Annotated in this window: 20 protein-coding genes; 5 read left to right on the top strand and 15 right to left on the bottom strand. The window is 67.9% G+C overall.

What is annotated here, in order from left to right; genetic code table 11:
- The first annotated feature begins 3 nt into the window (after positions 1-3).
- Complete coding sequence (locus ACJH5R_RS05425; RefSeq protein WP_406781446.1) at positions 4-402, top strand: ATPase; 399 nt, start codon at positions 4-6, stop codon at positions 400-402.
- Positions 403-532: 130 nt separating this feature from the next.
- Here ACJH5R_RS05425 and secG read toward each other — a convergent pair whose 3' ends face one another.
- From secG to gap, 4 genes are read right to left on the bottom strand one after another with little or no spacing between them, the layout of a single operon-like run.
- Positions 533-766 (bottom strand): preprotein translocase subunit SecG, encoded by a 234-nt coding sequence (gene secG, locus ACJH5R_RS05420; protein ID WP_308483296.1) that lies wholly within the window; start codon positions 764-766, stop codon positions 533-535.
- A gap of 29 nt (positions 767-795) precedes the next feature.
- Complete coding sequence (gene tpiA, locus ACJH5R_RS05415; protein ID WP_046283014.1) at positions 796-1,581, bottom strand: triose-phosphate isomerase; 786 nt, start codon at positions 1,579-1,581, stop codon at positions 796-798.
- The gene (locus ACJH5R_RS05410; protein WP_406781445.1) at positions 1,578-2,816 is read right to left on the bottom strand and encodes a phosphoglycerate kinase; all 1,239 of its coding nucleotides are present in this window, start codon (positions 2,814-2,816) and stop codon (positions 1,578-1,580) included. Before ACJH5R_RS05410 ends, tpiA begins: the two co-directional genes overlap by 4 nt.
- Positions 2,817-2,829: 13 nt before the next feature.
- Positions 2,830-3,852 (bottom strand): type I glyceraldehyde-3-phosphate dehydrogenase, encoded by a 1,023-nt coding sequence (gene gap / locus ACJH5R_RS05405; protein ID WP_406781444.1) that lies wholly within the window; start codon positions 3,850-3,852, stop codon positions 2,830-2,832.
- Positions 3,853-3,975: 123 nt separating this feature from the next.
- Here gap and ACJH5R_RS05400 point away from each other — a divergent pair, with 123 nt between their 5' ends.
- Positions 3,976-4,479: an STAS/SEC14 domain-containing protein gene (locus tag ACJH5R_RS05400; RefSeq protein WP_406781443.1), complete on the top strand. Its 504-nt coding sequence runs from the start codon at positions 3,976-3,978 to the stop codon at positions 4,477-4,479.
- Here ACJH5R_RS05400 and ACJH5R_RS05395 read toward each other — a convergent pair.
- On the bottom strand, positions 4,423-6,201 hold the full coding sequence (locus ACJH5R_RS05395; RefSeq protein ID WP_406759326.1) for a DUF3556 domain-containing protein: 1,779 nt from the start codon (positions 6,199-6,201) through the stop codon (positions 4,423-4,425). The two genes, ACJH5R_RS05400 and ACJH5R_RS05395, sit on opposite strands and share 57 nt — an antisense overlap.
- Before the next feature lie 205 nt (positions 6,202-6,406).
- Here ACJH5R_RS05395 and ACJH5R_RS05390 point away from each other — a divergent pair, with 205 nt between their 5' ends.
- The gene (locus ACJH5R_RS05390) at positions 6,407-7,939 is read left to right on the top strand and encodes a glycosyltransferase family 39 protein (protein ID WP_406759325.1); all 1,533 of its coding nucleotides are present in this window, start codon (positions 6,407-6,409) and stop codon (positions 7,937-7,939) included.
- A 26-nt stretch (positions 7,940-7,965) separates the two neighbouring features.
- On the opposite strand, the gene whiA is transcribed toward ACJH5R_RS05390, so the two are convergent.
- From whiA to ACJH5R_RS05350, 8 genes are all read right to left on the bottom strand, one after another.
- On the bottom strand, positions 7,966-8,943 hold the full coding sequence (gene whiA / locus ACJH5R_RS05385; RefSeq protein ID WP_024443533.1) for a DNA-binding protein WhiA: 978 nt from the start codon (positions 8,941-8,943) through the stop codon (positions 7,966-7,968).
- Complete coding sequence (yvcK, locus tag ACJH5R_RS05380; protein ID WP_406759324.1) at positions 8,940-10,019, bottom strand: uridine diphosphate-N-acetylglucosamine-binding protein YvcK; 1,080 nt, start codon at positions 10,017-10,019, stop codon at positions 8,940-8,942. The genes whiA and yvcK overlap by 4 nt, the downstream gene beginning before the upstream one ends.
- The gene (gene rapZ, locus ACJH5R_RS05375) at positions 10,016-10,951 is read right to left on the bottom strand and encodes an RNase adapter RapZ (RefSeq protein WP_406759323.1); all 936 of its coding nucleotides are present in this window, start codon (positions 10,949-10,951) and stop codon (positions 10,016-10,018) included. The genes yvcK and rapZ overlap by 4 nt, the downstream gene beginning before the upstream one ends.
- The gene (uvrC, locus tag ACJH5R_RS05370) at positions 10,948-12,906 is read right to left on the bottom strand and encodes an excinuclease ABC subunit UvrC (protein WP_406759322.1); all 1,959 of its coding nucleotides are present in this window, start codon (positions 12,904-12,906) and stop codon (positions 10,948-10,950) included. The genes rapZ and uvrC overlap by 4 nt, the downstream gene beginning before the upstream one ends.
- A gap of 10 nt (positions 12,907-12,916) precedes the next feature.
- Positions 12,917-13,339 carry a PH domain-containing protein gene (locus tag ACJH5R_RS05365; protein WP_406759321.1) on the bottom strand — a complete coding sequence of 141 codons (423 nt, stop codon included), beginning with the start codon at positions 13,337-13,339 and terminating at the stop codon, positions 12,917-12,919.
- Between the two features lie 47 nt (positions 13,340-13,386).
- Positions 13,387-13,869, bottom strand: a complete 483-nt coding sequence (ribH, locus tag ACJH5R_RS05360; RefSeq protein ID WP_406759320.1) for a 6,7-dimethyl-8-ribityllumazine synthase — start codon at positions 13,867-13,869, stop codon at positions 13,387-13,389.
- Positions 13,870-15,147, bottom strand: a complete 1,278-nt coding sequence (locus ACJH5R_RS05355) for a bifunctional 3,4-dihydroxy-2-butanone-4-phosphate synthase/GTP cyclohydrolase II (RefSeq protein WP_406759319.1) — start codon at positions 15,145-15,147, stop codon at positions 13,870-13,872.
- Between the two features lie 96 nt (positions 15,148-15,243).
- Positions 15,244-15,852, bottom strand: coding sequence for a riboflavin synthase (locus ACJH5R_RS05350; protein ID WP_406759318.1), 609 nt, complete (start codon positions 15,850-15,852; stop codon positions 15,244-15,246).
- 52 nt (positions 15,853-15,904) lie between these two features.
- Here ACJH5R_RS05350 and ACJH5R_RS05345 point away from each other — a divergent pair, with 52 nt between their 5' ends.
- A complete protein-coding gene (locus tag ACJH5R_RS05345; protein WP_406759317.1) occupies positions 15,905-16,603 on the top strand; it encodes an LppX_LprAFG lipoprotein in 699 nt (232 codons plus the stop codon).
- Entirely contained in the window at positions 16,603-18,141 is a 1,539-nt protein-coding gene (locus tag ACJH5R_RS05340; protein WP_406781442.1) for an MFS transporter, read from the top strand. Before ACJH5R_RS05345 ends, ACJH5R_RS05340 begins: the two co-directional genes overlap by 1 nt.
- 12 nt (positions 18,142-18,153) lie before the next feature.
- On the opposite strand, the gene ribD is transcribed toward ACJH5R_RS05340, so the two are convergent.
- Positions 18,154-19,185, bottom strand: coding sequence for a bifunctional diaminohydroxyphosphoribosylaminopyrimidine deaminase/5-amino-6-(5-phosphoribosylamino)uracil reductase RibD (gene ribD / locus ACJH5R_RS05335; protein ID WP_406781441.1), 1,032 nt, complete (start codon positions 19,183-19,185; stop codon positions 18,154-18,156).
- Positions 19,182-19,859 (bottom strand): ribulose-phosphate 3-epimerase, encoded by a 678-nt coding sequence (gene rpe, locus ACJH5R_RS05330; RefSeq protein ID WP_308483312.1) that lies wholly within the window; start codon positions 19,857-19,859, stop codon positions 19,182-19,184. The genes ribD and rpe overlap by 4 nt, the downstream gene beginning before the upstream one ends.
- Position 19,860 lies beyond the last annotated feature (1 nt).

Raw genomic sequence — 19,860 nt, 5'->3', positions numbered from 1 at the left:
ATAATGAGCGCTATGGCAGACAGAAACTCGGGCACCGGCACGGAACGCAAACGGCTCAAGACCTTGGCTCAGGCGGCGCTGAACGCCGACGTGACGGTCGGGCAGCTCGAGGATGTGCTCGGCGGGCTGGGTAACACCATGAATGAACTCAACAGCTCATTGGCGAATCTCAACTCCACGATCGAACGCCTCGGCGGCGGTCTGGACCATCTTGAGGAGACCATGGCGGGCCTGGATGATCTGGCCCGTCGCCTGGTCACGCTGATCGAGCCGGTGGAGGCCATCGTCAACCGGATCGACTACCTGGTCGAAGTCGGCGAGACGGCCATGTCACCGCTGGCGGCGACCGAGAATGCGGTGCGCGGCATGTTCAACGCGATGCGTAACCGGGTGGTGCGCTGAGCCGAAGTTGGGCTGGTTGAGCCGGAGTTGAGCTGGTCGAGCCGCGAGATTGCACTGACGCAGGAAAATCCGAGGAAAAACCTGCATCAATGCAATCTCGGAGACAACCTCGCGGGCCGGCTCGCCCGGCTTACTGGTATTTGATGAGCAGGCCGACGGCGATGATCGAGATCAGCCAGATGGCGATGACGAAATAGGTCAGCCGGTCCAGGTTCTTCTCGACCACGGTCGAGCCGGAGAGGCTGGACTGCACACCGCCACCGAACAGGGTCGACAGGCCGCCGCCCTTGGCGCGGTGCAGCAGCACCAGCAGAATCACCAGCAGGCTGGTGATCACCAAGAGAATCTGCAGCGTCAAGATCATGCCGCTACCCTACCGTTCGCCCTGGCGCATCACGGCAACGGCCCACCGGCGGCCAGTGCCGCCAGCATCGCGAACTGCTCACCATCGAGCGAGGCCCCGCCGACCAGGCCGCCGTCCACGTCGGGCTGACCGATCAATTCGCCGACGTTCTTGGCGTTGACCGAACCGCCGTAGAGCACCCGGACAGTGTCGGCGATCTTGGGCGAGGCGAGCTTGCCCAGCTCGGCACGCACGGCCGCACACACCTCCTGCGCGTCGGCCGCACCGGCCACCCGGCCGGTGCCGATGGCCCAGACCGGTTCATAGGCGATGACGCTCGCACCGATCTGCTCGGCGCTCAGCCCGGCCAGGGAGCCGCGCAACTGCTCCAGGCAATGCTCGACGTGGCTGCCGGCCTCCCGGATCTCCAGGTGCTCGCCGATGCAGATGATCGGGGTCAGGCCGTGCTTGAGTGCGGCGGCGGCCTTTGCGGCGACCAGCGCGTCGTCCTCACCGTGGTAGCTGCGCCGTTCGGAGTGCCCGACGACGACGAAGGTGCAGCCCAGCTTGGCCAGGAACGCCCCGCTGACCTCGCCGGTGTAGGCGCCCGCGTCGTGCTGCGAGACGTCCTGGGCGCCGAAGGTCAGCCGAAGCTTGTCCCCATCGACCAGGGTCTGCACGCTGCGCAGGTCGGTGAACGGTGGCAGCACCGTGACATCGACCTTGTCGAAGTACTTGTCCGGCAGCGCGAATGCCACCTTCTGCACCAGGGCGATGGCCTCAAAGTGGTTGAGGTTCATCTTCCAGTTGCCGGCGATCAGCGGCTTACGACTCATGACGCTCCTCCGGTTTCCAAGACCTGCAGGCCCGGCAGTGCTTTGCCCTCAAGGTATTCCAAGGACGCCCCGCCGCCGGTGGAGATGTGCGAGAAACCGTCCTCCGGCAGACCCAGAGCCCGTACCGCCGCGGCAGAGTCGCCCCCACCGACAACGCTGAACGCGCGCTTGGCCGTGGCCGCCGCGATCGCCTCGGCCACTCCCCTGGTGCCGGCCGCAAACGCCGGGAACTCGAACACGCCCATCGGCCCGTTCCAGAAGATGGTCTTGGCGTTGGACAGCAGTGCGGCGAACCGCTCCACCGAACCCGGGCCGATGTCCAGGCCCATCTTGCCGTCCGGAATGGCGTCCGCAGCGACGGTCTCGCCGGTGGCGGCGGCATCGAACTTGTCGGCGACGACGATGTCCACCGGCAGCCGCAGCACGTCGGCGTAGTCATCCAGCAGTTGCCGGCAGGTGTCCACCATGTCGGCCTCCAGCAGCGAGGTCCCGACCTGAAGGCCTTGGGCGGCCAGGAAGGTGAAGCACATGCCGCCGCCGATCACGATGGAATCGGCCTTGGTCGCCAGCGACTTGATCACGCCCAGCTTGTCGGAGACCTTCGACCCGCCCAGCACTACGGCGTAGGGCCGCTCGGTGGACTCGGTCAGTTGCTGCAGTACCTGGATCTCGGCCGCGACCAGGGTCCCGGCGTACGACGGAAGCAACGTGGCGACGTCGTAGACGGAGGCCTGCTTGCGGTGCACCACACCGAATCCGTCGGAGACGAACGCCCCCGGCGAACCGTCCGGCGCGGCGACCAGCTCGGCCAGCGCCCGGGCCAGAGTCAGGCGCTCGTTGTCGTCCTTGCTGGTCTCCCGCGGATCGAAGCGGATGTTCTCCAGCAGCAGCACGTCGCCGTCGGTCAGGCCCTCGGCGCGGGCCAGGGCGTCGGTGCCGACCACGTCTCCGGCCAGCTGGACGTGCCGGCCCAACTGCTCGCCGAGCGCGGCAGCGACCGGCGCCAGCGACAGCTTGGGGTCCGGGCCGTCCTTGGGGCGGCCCAGGTGGGCGGTCACCACGACCTTGGCGCCGGCGTCGACCAGTGCACGCAGGGTGGGCACCGATGCGGTGATCCGGCCCAGGTCGGTGATCTTTCCATCGTCGAGCGGGACGTTCAGGTCGGAGCGCACCAGCACGCCCCGACCCGAAACACCCTCGGCGATCAGTTCTGAAACAGCCTTGACCGAAGACACAGCCACGATCGCGTTACAGCGACTTGCCGACGAGGGCGATCAGGTCGACCAGACGGTTGGAGTAACCCCACTCGTTGTCGTACCAGGAGACCACCTTGGCCTGGTTGTCGATGACCTTGGTGAGCCCGGAGTCGTACAGCGACGAGTGCGGGTCGGTGACGATGTCGCTCGACACGATCGGGGCGTCGTAGTACTTCAGGATGCCCTTCATCGGCCCCTCGGCGGCGGCCTTCATGGCGGCGTTGATGTCAGCGACCGACGCCGACTTGGCCAGCTCTGCGGTCAGGTCGGTGACCGAGCCGGTGGGGATCGGCACCCGCAGCGCGTAACCGTCCAGCTTGCCCTTCAGCTCGGGAAGCACCAGGCCGATCGCCTTGGCGGCGCCGGTGCCGGTGGGCACGATGTTGACCGCGGCGGCGCGGGCGCGACGCAGGTCGCTGTGCGGGCCGTCCTGCAGGTTCTGGTCCTGGGTGTAGGCGTGGATGGTGGTCATCAGGCCCTTGACGATGCCGAACTCGTCGTTGAGCACCTTGGCCAGCGGGCCGAGGCAGTTCGTGGTGCACGAGGCGTTGGAGATGATGTTCTGGCTGCCGTCGTACTTGTCGTCGTTGACGCCCAGCACGATGGTGATGTCCTCATCGGTGGCCGGCGCCGAGATGATGACCTTCTTGGCGCCCGCGTCCAGGTGGCCCTTGGCCTTGGCGGCGTTGGTGAAGATGCCGGTGGACTCGACGACGACGTCGACGCCCAGGTCACCCCAGGGCAGGGCCGCCGGGCCTTCCTTGACCTCGAGGGCCTTGATCTTGGTATTGCCGACGACGATCGTGTCGTCGCCTTCGAGGCTGACGTCGTGGGGCAGCCGACCCAGGATCGAGTCGAACTTCAGCAGGTGCGCCAGGCTGGCGTTGTCGGTCAGGTCGTTGACCGCGACGATCTCGATGTCGGTGTTGTTGCCCAGGGCTTTCTGTGCGTCCAATGCCCTGAAGAAGTTGCGCCCGATGCGGCCGAAGCCGTTCACGCCTACCCGGACCGTCACTGGTCTCTCCTCGTGTCACTCAATGTTTGATGTACGCCGACAGCCAGCCTAGTGGGCACCGTTTCGCGACCGCACGGGCCCTGACCAGTTGCCGGAGGTAGCGTGGCGCGGGAGGTGATTGTTGTGCTCAGACAACTCACCGTCCGCGCCGGCTCCATCGACGTTCTGGAAGCCGTCGGGACCGTCACGGCCGACGATTACCGACGAGTGTTTGCGCCGCTGGTTGAGCAGGCGCGTACTTCGGGACGCCGAATGCGGCTGCTCTACCAATTCGGTCCGGGCTTCGCGCGCATCACGCCGGGAGCGCTGTGGGCCGACACCCGGCTGGGCTTGACCTATGCGCAGCTGCTGGACAGTTGCGCGGTGGTCAGCGACATCGGCTGGATCGCGACGCCTGCCCGGCGCATCGGCGAGTACATGCCCTGTCCGGTCCGGGTATACCCGGACCGGCAGCGCGACGCTGCGGTCACTTGGCTGACATCGCTTCCGGAGTGCCCACCTGTTTCGATCGGCGCGATGACGAAGGCCTACCTCGGTGGCGTGGCAGCTGCGGTCGCGAGCCTGGGCCCACTAATTTTCTCGCGACTCAATAACCCCGGTGGCTCGCCGCCGCGGCGCCCCCTGTGACGTGATCCGGACCGGGAGCTCGTCGCCGGGTTCGGGCCACGGCTGGCGACTGAGCATGTCGGCCACGGCCACATAACCGGCTTCGATCAGCCCGGATTTGGCGTCGACAATCCGATAGGCCTGTTCTTTCCGATGGATGGGTTGGCCTTCGAGCACGATCACCCGCAGGTCCCCCTCGGCGAAGTCGCAGCGACGCTGCACGGCCGCGAGCAGCTGCTCGTTGTGCAGGTGGCCTTCACCGAAGTTCCACCCGATCAGCGGACCGGCGATGATCTCGCCGTCGCGGATGTTGTAGTCGGCCACGTCGTCCACCGCTCGGGGCAGTAGGCCGTTCAGCGCCCGGCCCTGCAGGTGCATGGCACGGAATGCCCCCGGGACTTTGTCGGCGACCAGATCGGCGGTGGCCTGGTCGTAGAACTTCGCCAACTGGTTGATGACCAGTGCCGAGCTCTTGACCACATTGGCCTCCACGATGTCCTCGGTACCGGCGCGGAAGCACCAGAAACTCGCCGCCCAGTTTCCGGCGTAATAGCGCATGGCCGGAAGGAACGAAATCTGCTGCGGAAACATGTTTCCGGCGACCGGAATCGCGATCAGGCCGGCGAACAGGATGGCCGCCAACAGCGGCGACCGCAGGTCGTAGACGCTGACTTCGGGGTGCTGTCCGAACAGGAAGAACAGGGAGAAGAGAAAGAACACGTTCCATTCCAACGGGACTCCCATCGGGAGGTTGGACAGGATGTTGAGGTGGAAGATCACCATGAAGGCGATCAGGAACCACCGCCACGGGTGATCTCCGGCGACGAGCACCAGTAGCGCCGGCACGACGAATTCGGCCGTGGTGCCACCGACGTGTGCCATCAGCTGCGGTATCCGGGTGGGCCGCAGGTCGTTGATGTGATCGCGGTACATCAGGTGCTTGAGGCCGGTGAAGATCTTCGAGCGCAGCAGGGCGTTGTTGCTCGTCATCACCGCGACCACGTAGGGAAAATGATGGTTGAGCTTGGATGTGGCCGCACCCCACCACAGCCCGAGGATGATGAGCTTGAACGCGGCCATCTGGTCGACATAGGGAAAGAAGAAGACGACCAGCGTCAGACCGTAGTGCTCGGCGCGGGCGGCCAGGAAAATCGTCTTGTCCCGCAGGCCCAGCAGAACCAGGGCGACGATCATCGGCACCACCAGCATCGGGTCAAGCAGACCCACCGGGCCGGGATCGCCCTGCCCGCCTGACAGCAACGCCCAGATACCGGAGCACAGCACCGCGGCATACAGCACGACATCGATCACGGTGCGAGTGTCGCCGCGGGTGAACGGGACCTTGCCGGGCCACGGCGGCAACCGGATTGTGTTGGGCCGCAACCAGTACAAGATGCCGCCGATCGGCGGCCAGAACCGCGCGGTCAGCGGACCGGAGCCGCAGCCCAGGCCCAGAATCTCGAACAGCAGGCTGAAGACGACAAGCTTCTGATAGACGATCGGCTGCGTCCACCAATCGGCGATGCGGCCGAGCCCGCCCAGGCCCGGCGTCAGGGCGATGACCGCCGCGGCGCCCACGGCGTAGGCCGCGATCTTGAGCAGGTAGATCAGGTAGACCCCCGACGGGGTGCCGAAGCCCTGTTCGGCCCAGTGCCTGCTGCAGACCTGGATCCGGGTCGCCCAACCGGTGGCGCGCCATGTTTCGGGGTCGACGTCGGGAACCGACGGTTTGATGAACCCCATACTGTCCTCACTCCCTGCGTGTGCCGCGTTCAGTTATAGCGGTCGGCGCAGCCGCGGGATGGGAGTTTCGGTTTGCTCGACGAAGCGCACCGCCCGGCCACGGCCTATCGGCCCCGGTATCCGGCTTAGGATCTGGCGTCAGAGAATTTCTTCCATCCGCGGGCATCCTCTGATGTGCGCTGTATCAGTCGACGGCGGCAGGTCAGTGAGCGATTCAACGAGTGCGGGTTCCCTGGCGGTGACGCAGCAGCCGGTGCCGAAGATGGCCCGGCTGCCGGTGGCGATCGTCGCGGCCACGGCCGCCGCAGTGCACCTAGCGGTAGCGACCAGATATGGCTGGTTCCCCGACGAGTTCTATTTCGTCATCTGCGGTCGCCACCTGGCGTGGGGATATGTCGACCAACCCCCGCTGGTGCCCCTGCTGGCGCACATCGCCGAAGCGGTCCCGGGCGGTGGTCTGCTGACGCTGCGGTTGTTCGCCATCGCCGCACACGTCGGTTGCATCGTGTCGGCGGCACTGCTGACGGCGGAATTCGGCGGCCGGCGTCTGGCACAGGTCATCGCCGCCGCTGCGGTGGCAGCCTGTCCGGCATTCGTCGGCCTGTCCATGTATTTCGGCCCGACGGTCACCGATCAACTGCTCTGGCTGGCCGCGCTCGCACTGGTCGCGCGAGCACTGCGCCTGGGCACCGCAGCCCCGTGGCTGCTTGCCGGCGCGGTCGCCGGCATCGGGCTGGAGAACAAGCACACCGCCGTAGTACTGATTGCCGGAATCGCCGTGGGCCTGGTGATGTTTCGGCGTGCGGCGCTGCGTACGCCGGGCCCCTGGCTTGCCGCCGGCGTTACGTTGCTGCTGGCCGCTCCGAATCTTTGGTGGATGGCCGCGCATGGGTGGCCGAATCTGCAGTTCGCACGGATGATCTCGCAACATTCGCGCGACACTCTGGATTCGCTGGTACAACTGCCGCTGCTGACCATCGGACTGGCCGGCCCGCTGCTGGTGGTGCTGTGGGTATCGGGGATCCGGTGGCTGGCTTCACCGGCCCGGCGTGAGCATCGGTGGGCATTGGCGGTGGTCGCCGTGGCCGTGGTCGTCTTCACCTGCACCAGCGGCAGGCCCTACTACGCCGCCCCGGTATTCGCGGTGCTGTTCGCGGCCGGGGCGGTGTATGTCGAATCCGCACGTATGGCCCGCTCGCGTCCCGACCAGCCGGGCGAAAGCGCCTGGCCGCCACTGCGATGGGCGGCCACGCTCGCGGTGTCTTTCGTGGGCGCGGTGCTGCTGTGCCTGCCGGTGCTTCCGGTCTCGACAGCCCAGGCATTGCGCCAGATCAACCCATGGCTTGCCTCGACTTACGGCTGGCCGCAGTTCGCCAAACAGGTGGTTGCCGCAACGTCCTCCCTGCCCGCCCGCGTTCCGATCTTCACCGGTTACTACACCGAAGCCGGTGCATTGACCATCCTCGGGCCCGCCGCCGACCTTCGGCACCCGGTTTACAGCGCACATAACAACTACGCCCTGTGGGGTCCGCCGAAAGGCCGCCCGGACACCGTGGTCTGCGTCGGCGACTTCCCGCGCAGTTACCTGCTGGACTACTGGTCGCAGGTCACACCCTTGGCGACTGTTATCGCAGACGACGGCAGACACACCTGGGAAACCGACCGCACGATCTATCTGTGTCAGCAGCCGCGCGGTAGCTGGGCCGAAATGTGGCCGTCGCTCAGTCATTTCCACTGACGGCTATCGCCGAGGCGCCAGCTTGGCTAGGCGTCTTCCAATAACTCCGGGGTGACCGCGGACTCGGTGTCGGGAATTCCGTCCTGCTTGGCCTTGCGGTCGGCCATCGACAACAGCCGCCGGATGCGCCCTGCCACCGCGTCTTTAGTCATCGGCGGGTCAGCCAGCCGGCCCAGTTCCTCCAGGGAGGCCTGCCGGTGCTCGACCCGCAGCTTTCCCGCCGAGGCCAGGTGATCGGGCACGGTGTCGCCGAGGATCGCCAGTGCCCGTTCCACCCGCGCCGCCGCCGCCACGGCCGCCCGCGCGGAGCGGCGCAGGTTCGCGTCGTCAAAGTTGGCCAGCCGGTTGGCGGTCGCCCGCACCTCGCGGCGGATCCGGCGCTCCTCCCAGACCAGCCGGGTGTCCTGAGCACCCATCCGGGTCAGCAGCGCACCGATCGCCTCGCCATCGCGCACCACGACTCGATCCGCGCCCCGCACCTCGCGGGCCTTGGCACTGACCCCGAGCCGCCGCGCCGCGCCGACCAGCGCCAGGGCAGCCTCCGGGCCCGGGCAGCCCACCTCCAGGGCCGACGAGCGACCGGGCTCGGTCAGGGATCCGTGCGCCAAAAACGCTCCCCGCCAGGCGGCTTCGGCGTCGGCGACACTGCCGCCGACGACCTGGGCAGGCAGACCGCGCACCGGGCGACCGCGCAGGTCCAACAACCCGGTCTGGCGAGCCAGCGCTTCGCCGTCCTTCGTCACGCGCAGCACATAGCGGGTACTCTTGCGCATCCCACTGGCCGTCAGCACATGCACGATCGCGTTGTAGCCGTACAGGTCGAAGATGTCCTTGCGCAGCCGCCGCGCAATGACCCCCAGGTCCACCTCGGCTTCGACCACGACTCGACCGGCCACGATGTGCAGCCCGCCGGCGAATCGCAGCAGTGCCGCGACCTCGGCGCGACGCGCGCTCACCGAACTGACCACGAGACGGCTCAGCTCGTCCTTGACTTCGGCCGTCATCGCCACGGCTTGTCACCTCCCGGCCCGAGCCTGCTCGGTCCACTCACGCCGGATTGCCGGCCCCCGCCCTCGGCCTGCGTCGCGACCGGTGTCGGAACGGTCAACGTCGATGCGTCGATGCTCCGAACCCCGTCCAGCGCCGCTGCCAACTTTCCTGGGTCATGTAAAGGTGTACCAGGTCGGGCCACGTCCACGAACTGAACCTCGGCAGCGAACAATGTGGCGGCACGCCGCAGCTGCTCGCGTTCGCGCTCACTGGGCACCCGGCCTGCATCGATGATGATGTGGTCCACGGTGAAACCGGGCGCATGTTGCGCCAATACGTGTAGGTGGCGCTCCACGGAGAACCCCGCGGTCTCCCCCGGTTCGGCCACCAGGTTGAGCACCAGGGCGCGGCGGGCGGTGGTGTTCTGCAGCGCCGACGCCAATCCCGGGACCAGCAGGTGCGGGATCACGCTGGTGAACCACGAGCCCGGGCCGAGCACCACCAGGTCCGCGGACATGATGGCGTCCACCGCTTGGCGGGTCGCCGGCGGATTGCCGGGCAGCAGCCGCACCCGGCGCACCTTCCCCGGGGTGGTCGCGATGGCCACCTGCCCCCGAATCAGCCGGAACAGTCGCGGGTCGGCTTCCAGCCCGGCCACGTCGGCTTCGATCTGCAGCGCGATCGGGCACATCGGCAGCACCCGCCCCTTGACGCCCAGCATCCGGCCGAGTTCGTCGAGTGCGGCGACCGGGTCGGCGAGCACCTCGTTGAGGCCGGCCAGCAGCAGGTTGCCGATCGGATGCCCCGCGAGGGCGCCGCTGCCGCCGAAGCGGTGCTGCAAGATGGTCGCCCACAGCTGGCCCGTCGGGGTGTCCGAGGCCAGCGCCGCCAGTGCCATGCGCAGGTCCCCGGGCGGCACCACGTCCAGTTCACCGCGCAGCCGGCCCGAGGAGCCGCCGTCGTCGGCAACGGTCACCACCGCAGTGACGTGGGGTGTCAGCCGGCGGGCGGCCGACAGTGTCGCGTACAGGCCGTGCCCACCACCGAGCGCGACGATGCTCGGGTTGCCATTCGCGGGCTCAACGCTCATTCGCGGCCCAGATCCCGGTGCAGCACCCGCACCGAAAGCTCGTCGTTGCCGTCCTGGGAATCCAACAGCCGCGCCAACGCCTCGGCGATGGCCACGCTGCGGTGCTTGCCGCCGGTGCACCCGATGGCCAGGGTCATGTACCGCTTTCCCTCTCGTCTGTAGCCGCCGACCACCAGGGCCAGCAACCGGTGGTAGCCGGCAAGGAACTCATCGGCGCCCGGCTGGCTCAGCACATAGTCGCGCACCGCCGGATGCTGCCCGGTGTGTGGACGTAGTTCGTCGACCCAGTGCGGGTTGGGCAGGAAGCGCACGTCCATGACCATGTCGGCGTCCATCGGTAGGCCGTACTTGAAACCGAAGGACTCCACCGTGATGGACGTGGGAGCGATGACGGCGTCACCGCCGAACATCTCCTCGATGCTCTCGCGCAGTTCGCGCACGCTGAGCACCGAGGTATCGATGACAAGGTCGGCGACCGCGCGCACCGGCGCCAGCATGATCCGCTCGGCCGCGATGCCCTCGGTGAGGGTCTGCTGACCCTGCAGAGGGTGACTGCGGCGGTTGTGCTCGTAGCGGCGGATCAGTACGTCGTCGCTGGCCTCCATGAACAGCACGCGCGGGTTGATGCCGCGGGTGGCCAGTTCGGTACGCACCGAGTCCAGGTCGCCGGTGAAACCGGCCGAGCGCACATCCATCACGACCGCCAGCTGGGTGATCCGGGAACCGGCCGCCAGCCCCAGATCCACCATGCGGGTGATCAGGTCCGGTGGCAGGTTGTCGGCGACGTACCAGCCGAGGTCCTCCAGTACTTTCGCCGCGGTGCCGCGCCCCGCTCCGGACAGTCCGGTCACCAAGACAACGTCGATACCGGCGCCGTCTCCGGGGCCGCCAACATCGCGCTCCCGCACGCCGTTCGGTGAGTCCGTAGTCATCCCGACATCCGTTGCTGTTCAGCGGCACCCGCCGCACCGTCAGCTCCCAGCGCCTCGAGAACAGCGGCGGCGGTCGCCGCACCGATTCCCGGGATGGAGGTGAGCTCTTCGACGGTAGCCCCTTTCAGTCGTGCCACCGAACCGAAATGGGAGATCAGCACCTTGCGCCGATGCTCGCCGAGCCCAGGCACCGCATCCAGCACCGACTCCGTCATCCGCTTGGACCGCTTACTGCGGTGGTAGGTGATCGCGAACCGGTGCGCCTCGTCCCGAATCCGCTGCAACAGGTAGAGCCCTTCGCTCTGTCTCGGCAGGATGATCGGGTCCGGCTCGGAGGGCACCCACACCTCCTCCAGCCGTTTGGCCAGGCCGATGGTCGCGACATCGGTGATGCCCAGCTCGGCCAGCACCGCCGCTGCGGCATTGACCTGCGGGGCGCCGCCGTCCACCACGTAGAGATTGGGCGGATAGGCGAACTTACGCGATTTTCCTTCCGGGGCAAGAACTTCGGCGTCCAGATGCCGACGGAACCGACGACGGGTCACTTCGGCGATCGAGGCCACATCATCGGAGCGCCCCTCGCCGGCGGCCTCCCGAATCGCGAAATGACGGTAGTCCGACTTGCGGGGCAATCCGTCCTCGAACACCACCAGCGACCCGACCACGTCGGTGCCCTGCACATGACTGATGTCGACGCACTCGATGCGCAACGGAGCGTCGGGCAGGCCCAGGGACTCCTGAATGTTCTGCAGTGCAGCAGATCTGGCCGTGAAATCCCCGGCCCGCTTCATCTTGTGTTGCTGCAGCGCATCTTTGGCATTGCGCTCGACGGTCTCAGCCAGCACCCGCTTGTCGCCGCGCAGCGGCACCCGCAGCGAGACCCGTGAGCCCCGCAGCTCAGAGAGCCAGCTGGTCAGCTCGTCGGCGTTTGCCGGCAGGCAGGGCACCAGCACCTCGCGCGGTACCGGGTTGGTCGGCTCGTCGGCCGCGCCTTCCAATTCGGCCTGGTCGCCGTAGAACTGGGTGACGAACTGCTCGACCAGCTGTTCCAGCGAGCTCTCGGCATCGCCGGGGTCGCCGGGCTTCTCAACGATCCAGCCGCGTTGGCCGCGCACCCGTCCGCCGCGCACGTGAAACACCTGAACGGCTGCTTCCAGTTCGTCGTCGGCGAATGCAACCACGTCGGCGTCGGTGCCGTCGCCGAGCACCACGGCCTGCTTCTCCAGGGCGCGTTTCAGCGCGGCGACGTCGTCGCGCAGGCGTGCGGCCCGCTCGAAGTCCAGTTCATCGGAGGCCGCCAGCATCTGCTGCTCGAGACTGCGGACCAGCCGGTCGGTCTTGCCGGCGAGGAAGTCGCAGAAGTCGTCCACGATCCGCCGGTGCTCTGGCGCGCTGACCCGGCCGATGCACGGCGCCGAGCACTTGCCGATGTAGCCGAGCAGGCAGGGCCGGCCGATCTGCTGGTGACGCTTGAACACACCGGCCGAACAGGTGCGGGCCGGAAAGACCCGCAGCAGCAGGTCCAGGGTCTCGCGAATCGCCCAGGCGTGCGAGTACGGCCCGAAGTAGCGCACCCCCTTGCGGCGCGGCCCGCGGTAGACCATCAGCCGCGGGTACTCCTCGCCTCTGGTGACCGCCAGCACCGGGTAGGTCTTGTCGTCGCGGTAGCGGACGTTGAACCGCGGGTCGAACTCCTTGATCCAGTTGTATTCCAGCTGGAGTGCCTCGACCTCGGTGCCCACCACCGTCCACTCCACCTTGGCGGCGGTAGTCACCATCTGGCGGGTCCGCGGGTGCAGGCCGGCGATGTCGGCGAAGTACGACGTCAGCCGCGACCGCAGGCTTTTCGCCTTGCCCACATAGATGACCCGGCCGTGCGGGTCGACGAACCGGTAGACGCCGGGCGCGAGGGGAATGGACCCGGGCGCCGGACGATAGGTCGCGGGGTCTGGCACGACTACAAGGCTAACCGGCGGGCGGTGGGGCGGGCCGGTAGCGCACGACCAGGGCCCGCAACTCCCGCATGGCCTGCACGGCGTGCTCTTTGTCGGCGGACTGGATGGCCACCAGCGGAATGTATTCGTCGTCGGGCAACTCCAGCCGGGCCCAGCGCTTGCCCGCCGGGAAGGACACGCCGACGACCTCGGACCAGGGAACCAGCCGGTCCCCGAGCGCGTTGCGGACCGACACCCCGGATTCGCCCGCCCGCACGCGGGCCCGCGTCAACAGCAGCAGCGCGCCGGCCACGATCAGGCCCAACACCACGACCGCCACCCGGTCATAGGTACGAAAGATCACGCCGCTGGCGCGGATTGTCAGCAACACGCTCACCACGACGTGGATGGTCACGATCAGGATCGCGACGATCCATACGCCAAAGCGCATCATGCGCGGACGTACCTGAAGATCCCAGCGCGGGGATCCGGCCCCGGGCGTCACAGCGCGGCGCGAAGCTCGCGCAGGGTCAGCGCCGTACTGAGCGCTGCGGCAGCTGCCTGAGCACCCTTGTCCTCGGTCGAGTCGGGCAATCCGGCGCGGTCCAGCGCCTGCGCCTCATCGTTGACGGTGAGCACGCCGTTGGCCACCGGGGTCGACGCGTCCAGCGACACCCGGGTCAGGCCCTGGGTCACTGCGTCACACACATAGTCGAAATGCGGTGTGGCGCCACGGATCACGACTCCCAAAGCGACGACGGCGTCATGGTTTCGGGCCACTTCCTGCGCCACCACCGGGATCTCGATCGCCCCGAGCACCCGGACCACCGTCGGTTCGGCGATACCTGCGTCGGCGGCCACCTTGCGGGCCCCGGCCAGCAGTGCGTCACAGATACGGGTGTGCCAGGTGCTGGCCACGATCGCCAGACGCACACCAGAGGCGTCGAGCGCCGGCATATCCGGCACTCCTGCGGCTGGACTCATCTACAGCGCCCCGCCGAACTCGTCCGGCAGGTGGGAGGATTCGTCGAAATCCTCCAAGCCGGTCAGTTCATGACCCATCCGGTCACGCTTGGTCAGCAGGTAGCGGATGTTCTCGGAGTTGGCTCGCACCGGCAGCGGCACCCGCTCGATGATGTGCAGGCCGTAGCCGTCCAGCCCGACGCGCTTGGCCGGGTTGTTGGTGAGCAGCCGCATCGAACGAACACCGAGATCCGAAAGGATCTGCGCCCCGATTCCGTAGTCGCGGGCGTCGGCCGGCAGCCCCAGTTTGAGGTTGGCGTCGACGGTGTCGTCGCCGGCGTCCTGCAGCTGGTAGGCCTGCAGCTTGTGCAGCAGCCCGATGCCGCGCCCCTCGTGCCCGCGCATGTAGAGCACCACCCCGCGGCCCTCCTGCGCGACCATCGCCAGTGCCGCGTCCAGCTGCGGTCCACAGTCGCAGCGCCGGGAGCCGAAAACGTCGCCGGTCAGGCACTCCGAGTGCACGCGAACCAGCACGTCGTCGCCGTCGTTGTTCGGCCCGGCGATCTCGCCGCGAACCAGCGCGACATGCTCGACGTCCTCGTAGATGCTGGTGTAGCCGACCGCCCGGAACTCGCCGTGGCGGGTCGGGATGCGAGCCTCAGCGACCCGCTCGATGTGCTTTTCGTGCTTGCGCCGCCACTCGATCATGTCGGCGATGGAGATCAGGGCCAGGCCGTGCTCGTCGGCGAAGACCCGCAGCTCTTCGGTCTGGGCCATGGCGCCCTCGTCCTTCTGGCTGACGATCTCGCAGATCGCGCCGGCGGGCTGCAGGCCGGCCATCCGGGCCAGGTCGACGGCGGCCTCGGTGTGGCCGGGCCGGCGCAGTACCCCACCGTCCTTGGCCCGCAGCGGCACCACGTGACCCGGACGGGTGAAGTCGTCGGCGACACTACCCGGGTCGGCCAACAGCCGCATCGTGGTGGCCCGGTCGGAAGCCGAAATCCCGGTCCCCACGTTGTTTTTCGCGTCGACGGTGACGGTGTAGGCGGTGCCGTGCTTGTCCTGGTTCACCGCATACATCGGCAGCAGGCCCAGCCGGTCGCAGATGGCGCCGTCCAGGGGCACGCACAGATAGCCGGAGGTGTAGCGGACCATGAACGCCACCAGCTCGGGGGTGGCCTTCTCGGCGGCGAAGATCAGATCGCCTTCGTTCTCGCGGTCTTCGTCGTCGATGACGACGACGGCCTTGCCGGCCGCGATGTCGGCAACCGCCCGCTCGACGGTGTCCAACTTCGTCATCTGTGCCACCTTGGTTTCGCCGTCGGAAAGCGCCCCGTCGGCGCAACCCGCCCATCCAGTATGAACCACCCCGGACCCACGGTTCGCGCCGTGGACTCATTCCGTGGGCTTTGTCACCAGTCGCTCGACGTACTTGGCGATCACGTCCACCTCGAGATTGACCACCGTGCCGACCGGCGCCCGTCCCAGGGTGGTCAGCTCCAGCGTGGTCGGAATCAGCGAGACTTCAAAGAAATCGTCGGGGTCAGCACCCAGCCCGGACACCGTCAGCGAGGTTCCGTCCACGGTGATAGAGCCCTTCTCCACCACGTAGCGCGCCAGCGACGCCGGCAACCCGATCCGCACCACTTCCCAGTGCTGCCCGCGGGTGCGGGCCAGGACCTGCCCGGTCCCGTCGACGTGGCCCTGCACGATGTGGCCGCCCAGTCTGCTGTTCAGCGCGGCCGCACGTTCCAGGTTCACCGGGCTGCCGACCTGCAACGATCCCAGACTGGACCGTTCCAGCGTCTCGCGCATCACGTCGGCGCTGAACCGGCCGCCGGGTTGTACCTCGACCACGGTCAGGCACACGCCGTTGACGGCGATCGAGTCGCCGTGGCGTGCGTCGGAGGTGACGGTGGGACCCTGGATGACCAGGCGCGCAGCGTCGGCGAGATCCTCCCGGCCGACCAGCTCGCCCAGCTCCTCGACGATTCCGGTGAACATCACAACAGGCTATGTCTACGCTGCCCTACCTCGATCCGGCGGCCTCTATACGATGTCCCCCATGCGCAGACTTCTCATCGCCCTGGCCACCGCGACCACTGCCGCCGCGCTGTTCGCCGGCTGTTCTTCCAAGGATGCCGGCGGACCGTTGCCGGACGCGACGACGCTGGTCAAGGAATCGGCCACCACCACCGCCAACCTCAAGAGCGCGCACCTGGCGCTCTCGGTGACCGGCCAGATCAAGAACCTCCCGGTCAAGACCCTCGAGGGTGACCTGACCACCCAGCCGACCACCGCGGCCAAGGGCAGCGCGACCATCATGATGCTGGGCTCGGATGTCGACGCCAAGTTCATCGTGATCGACGGCGACCTCTACGCGGCGATCACCGGCGACGACTACGACAACTACGGCTCCGCCGACAAGATCTACGACGTTGCCGCGATTCTGAGCCCGGAGAAGGGCTTGGCCAACATGCTGTCCAACCTGGCTGACGCGAAGGCCGCCGGCCGCGACACCATCAACGGCCAGAAGGCCGTCCGGGTCACCGGCAACGCGTCCGTCGACGCCGTGAACGCCCTCGCGCCGCAGCTGAAGGCCACCGCGCCGACGCCGGCCACGGTCTGGATCCAAGAGGATGGCGACCACCAGCTGGTCCAGGCCCAGCTCAACCCCAGCGCGGGCAACTCCATCCAGATGACCCTGTCGAACTGGAACGCGCCGGTCACGATTGAGAAGCCGGCGGGAGCGTAATGCGGGTCAACCGCACGCTGGCGATCAGCGCGGGTAGCCTCGCCGTCCTGCTCGGAGCCCTCGACACCTATGTCGTGGTCACGATCATGCGCGACATCATGGCTCCGCAGCCGGCGGGTGTGGGCATCCCGATCAACAAGATCCAGCAGCTGACCCCGATCATCACCTGTTACCTGCTCGGCTACATCGCCGCGATGCCGCTGCTGGGCCGGGCCTCCGACCGGTTCGGCCGCAAGCTGCTGCTGCAGGTCAGCCTGGCTACGTTCGCCATCGGCTCGGTGGTGACGGCAATGTCGACCGACCTGACGATGCTGGTAGTCGGCCGCACCATCCAGGGTGTTGCGGCCGGGGCGCTGTTGCCGGTGACGTTCGCCCTCGGTGCCGACCTGTGGGCGCAACGCCGCCGGTCGGCGGTGTTGGGCTGGATCGCCGGCGCCCAGGAACTGGGCAGCGTGCTGGGTCCGCTGTACGGCATCTTCATCGTCTGGGCGCTGACCAGCTGGCGTGACGTGTTCTGGATCAACGTGCCGCTGACCGTGCTGGCCATGGTGCTGATCCACTTCAGTCTGCCGCCGCAGTCCACGGACGGCCCCCGAGAGCGTGTCGATGTGGTCGGCGGACTGCTGCTGGCGGTGATCCTGGGTCTGCTGACGATCGGTCTGTACAACCCCGACCCCAGCGCCAAGCAGGCGCTGCCCAACCACGGTGCCGCGTACCTGTTGGTTGCGGCGATCGCGCTGGTGGCGTTCGTGGTCTGGGAGATCAAATCGCCGACGAAGCTGCTCGACCCGGCCGGCGCCCGGATGGGCCCGTTTCTGGCCGCACTGGGCTCCTCGCTGTGTGCCGGAGCCGCGTTGATGGTCACCCTGGTTGACGTCGAGCTGTTCGGCCAGGGCGTGCTCGGAAAGACCCAGAACGAGGCGGCGATGCTGCTGCTGTGGTTCCTGGCAGCCCTGCCCATCGGCGCCGTGGTGGGCGGCGCGATAGCCACCACGGTCGGTGACCGGCTGGTGACGTTCGTCGGGCTGCTGATCGCCGCCGGGGGCTACTGGCTGATCTCGAAGTGGCCGGTGGACCTGATGGCCTACCACCACGAGGTGCTCGGCCTGAGCCTTCCGGCGGCACACACCGACCAGATCCTGGCCGGCTTCGGTCTGGGCGTGGTGATCGGCCCGCTGACCTCAGCGGTCATGCGCGTGGTGCCGCCGCGGGAGCACGGCATCGCCGCGGCGGGCGTGGTGGTGGCCCGGATGACCGGAATGCTGATCGGCATGGCCGCCCTGTCGGCGTGGGGCCTGTACCGGTTCAACCAGATCCTGGCCGGCCTGCCCAAGATGCCCGGCGGCAGCCTGGCCGAGAAGATGGCCGGCACCGCGGCCAACTCCAAGCTGGCCTTCGCGATGATGTACGGCGAGATCTTCGGGATCACCGCCATCATCTGTGTGGTGGGCGCGGTGCTCGGATTGTTCATCGGCAGCAACGACGTTCACGCCGAAGATCCCGAAGTGCCCGAGCCGGAGGCCGCCATCTCGCGGTGAGCGGTGTGGCCGCTAGTGCGGCACCAAGCTGAGCAGCAGATCGGGGCCGATCTGCTCCATGGTGTCGAATCGCCAGCGCAGTGCCCGGGCGATGTTGGGCACGCCCACGTCGTCGACGGCGGTGACCGGTCCGCCCAGCAGGATCGGCGCCACGTAGGCCAGGATGCGGTCGATCGCTCCCGCCCGCAGGAATGCCCCGGCCAACGTGGGGCCGCCCTCGAGCAGCACATCGGTGCGGTCTGAAAGCGCCCGCAGTACCTCGGCCGGGTCGTGGGTACGGATCACCATGGTGCGCGAGTCGTCGTTGAGCACGTGCGCGTCCGCGGAGACCTCCCGCTGGCCCACCACCACCCGCAACGGCTGACGGTCGGCCAGGGTGCCGTCGGGCAGCCGTGCCGTCAGTGTGGGGTCGTCGACGAGCACGGTGCCGGTGCCGACCACGATGGCGTCGGCTGCCGCCCGACGGCGGTGCAGGTCGGCCCGGGCCGCCTCGCTGGTGATCCACTGGCTGGAACCGTCGGCGGCCGCGCTGCGACCGTCGATGCTGGTGGCGTATTTCCACGTGACGTGCGGCCGGCCGGTGCGCTGCTTGTGCAGCCACTCCCGCAACGGCCCGGTGCTCACGGCTGTGGCCTGCACCCCGGAGATCACCTGAACGCCCGCATCGGCCAGTCGTGCCGCCCCGCCCCCCGCGTCCGGGTTGGGGTCCGCAACGGCGTAGACCACCTGCGCCACCCCAGCGGCCAGCAGCGCATCAACGCACGGCGGGGTTCTGCCGTGGTGATTGCACGGCTCGAGCGTGACGACCGCTGTACCGCCGACGCTCAGCTCACCGGCCCGGCGCAGCGCCACCACCTCGGCGTGCGCCTCACCGGTCGGGCGGGTCCCCCCGACGCCGACCACCCGGCCGTCGCGGTCCAGAATGACCGCGCCCACCGGTGGATTGGGGTAGGTGTTGCCCTTGACCCGCTGCGCCTGTTCGATCGCCAACAGCATCGCGGCGTCATGGTCGACGGCATGCTCGCCGTCGCCTTTGGCGCTCATGCGCGCAGGTGCGGTGACGCCGCCAGAGCCTGACGGCGCAGTGATTCAACGGCGGCGCCCGGGTCAGCGGCGCTGTAGACGGCCGAGCCGGCGACGAAGCAGTCGACGCCGGCTTCCGCGGCCTGTTCGACGGTGTCGGCGTTGATGCCGCCGTCGATCTCCACCAGGATGCTCAGCTCCCCGGAATCGACCAGCTTGCGCACGGCGCGCACCTTGCTGAGCACCTCGGGAATGAAGGACTGCCCGCCGAACCCGGGCTCCACCGACATCACCAGCAGGGTGTCGAAGTCCCGCAGGATCTCCAGGTAGGGCTCCAGTGGCGTGCCGGGCTTGATGCTGAGTCCGGCTTTGGCGCCGGCGGCGCGGATGTCGCGGGCAACGGCGACCGGGTTGTCGGTGGCCTCGGCGTGGAACGTGACGTTGTAGGCGCCGGCCTCGGCGTAGGGCGGCGCCCAGCGGCCCGGATCCTCGATCATCAGATGGCAGTCCATCGGGATGTCGGTGGCCGCCAGCAGACTCTGTACCACCGGCAGGCCCAGGGTCAGGTTCGGAACGAAATGGGCGTCCATCACATCAACGTGCAGCCAGTCCGCACCCTTGACAGCGGCGACCTCATCGGCGAGGCGGGCGAAATCGGCCGACAGGATCGACGGCGCGATCATGGCTCGTGACATG

Source organism: Mycobacterium sp. SMC-19, assembly GCF_045310815.1.
In the GTDB taxonomy this organism is placed as follows: Bacteria; Actinomycetota; Actinomycetes; order Mycobacteriales; family Mycobacteriaceae; genus Mycobacterium.
This window is presented reverse-complemented; position numbering and strand designations above follow the sequence as displayed.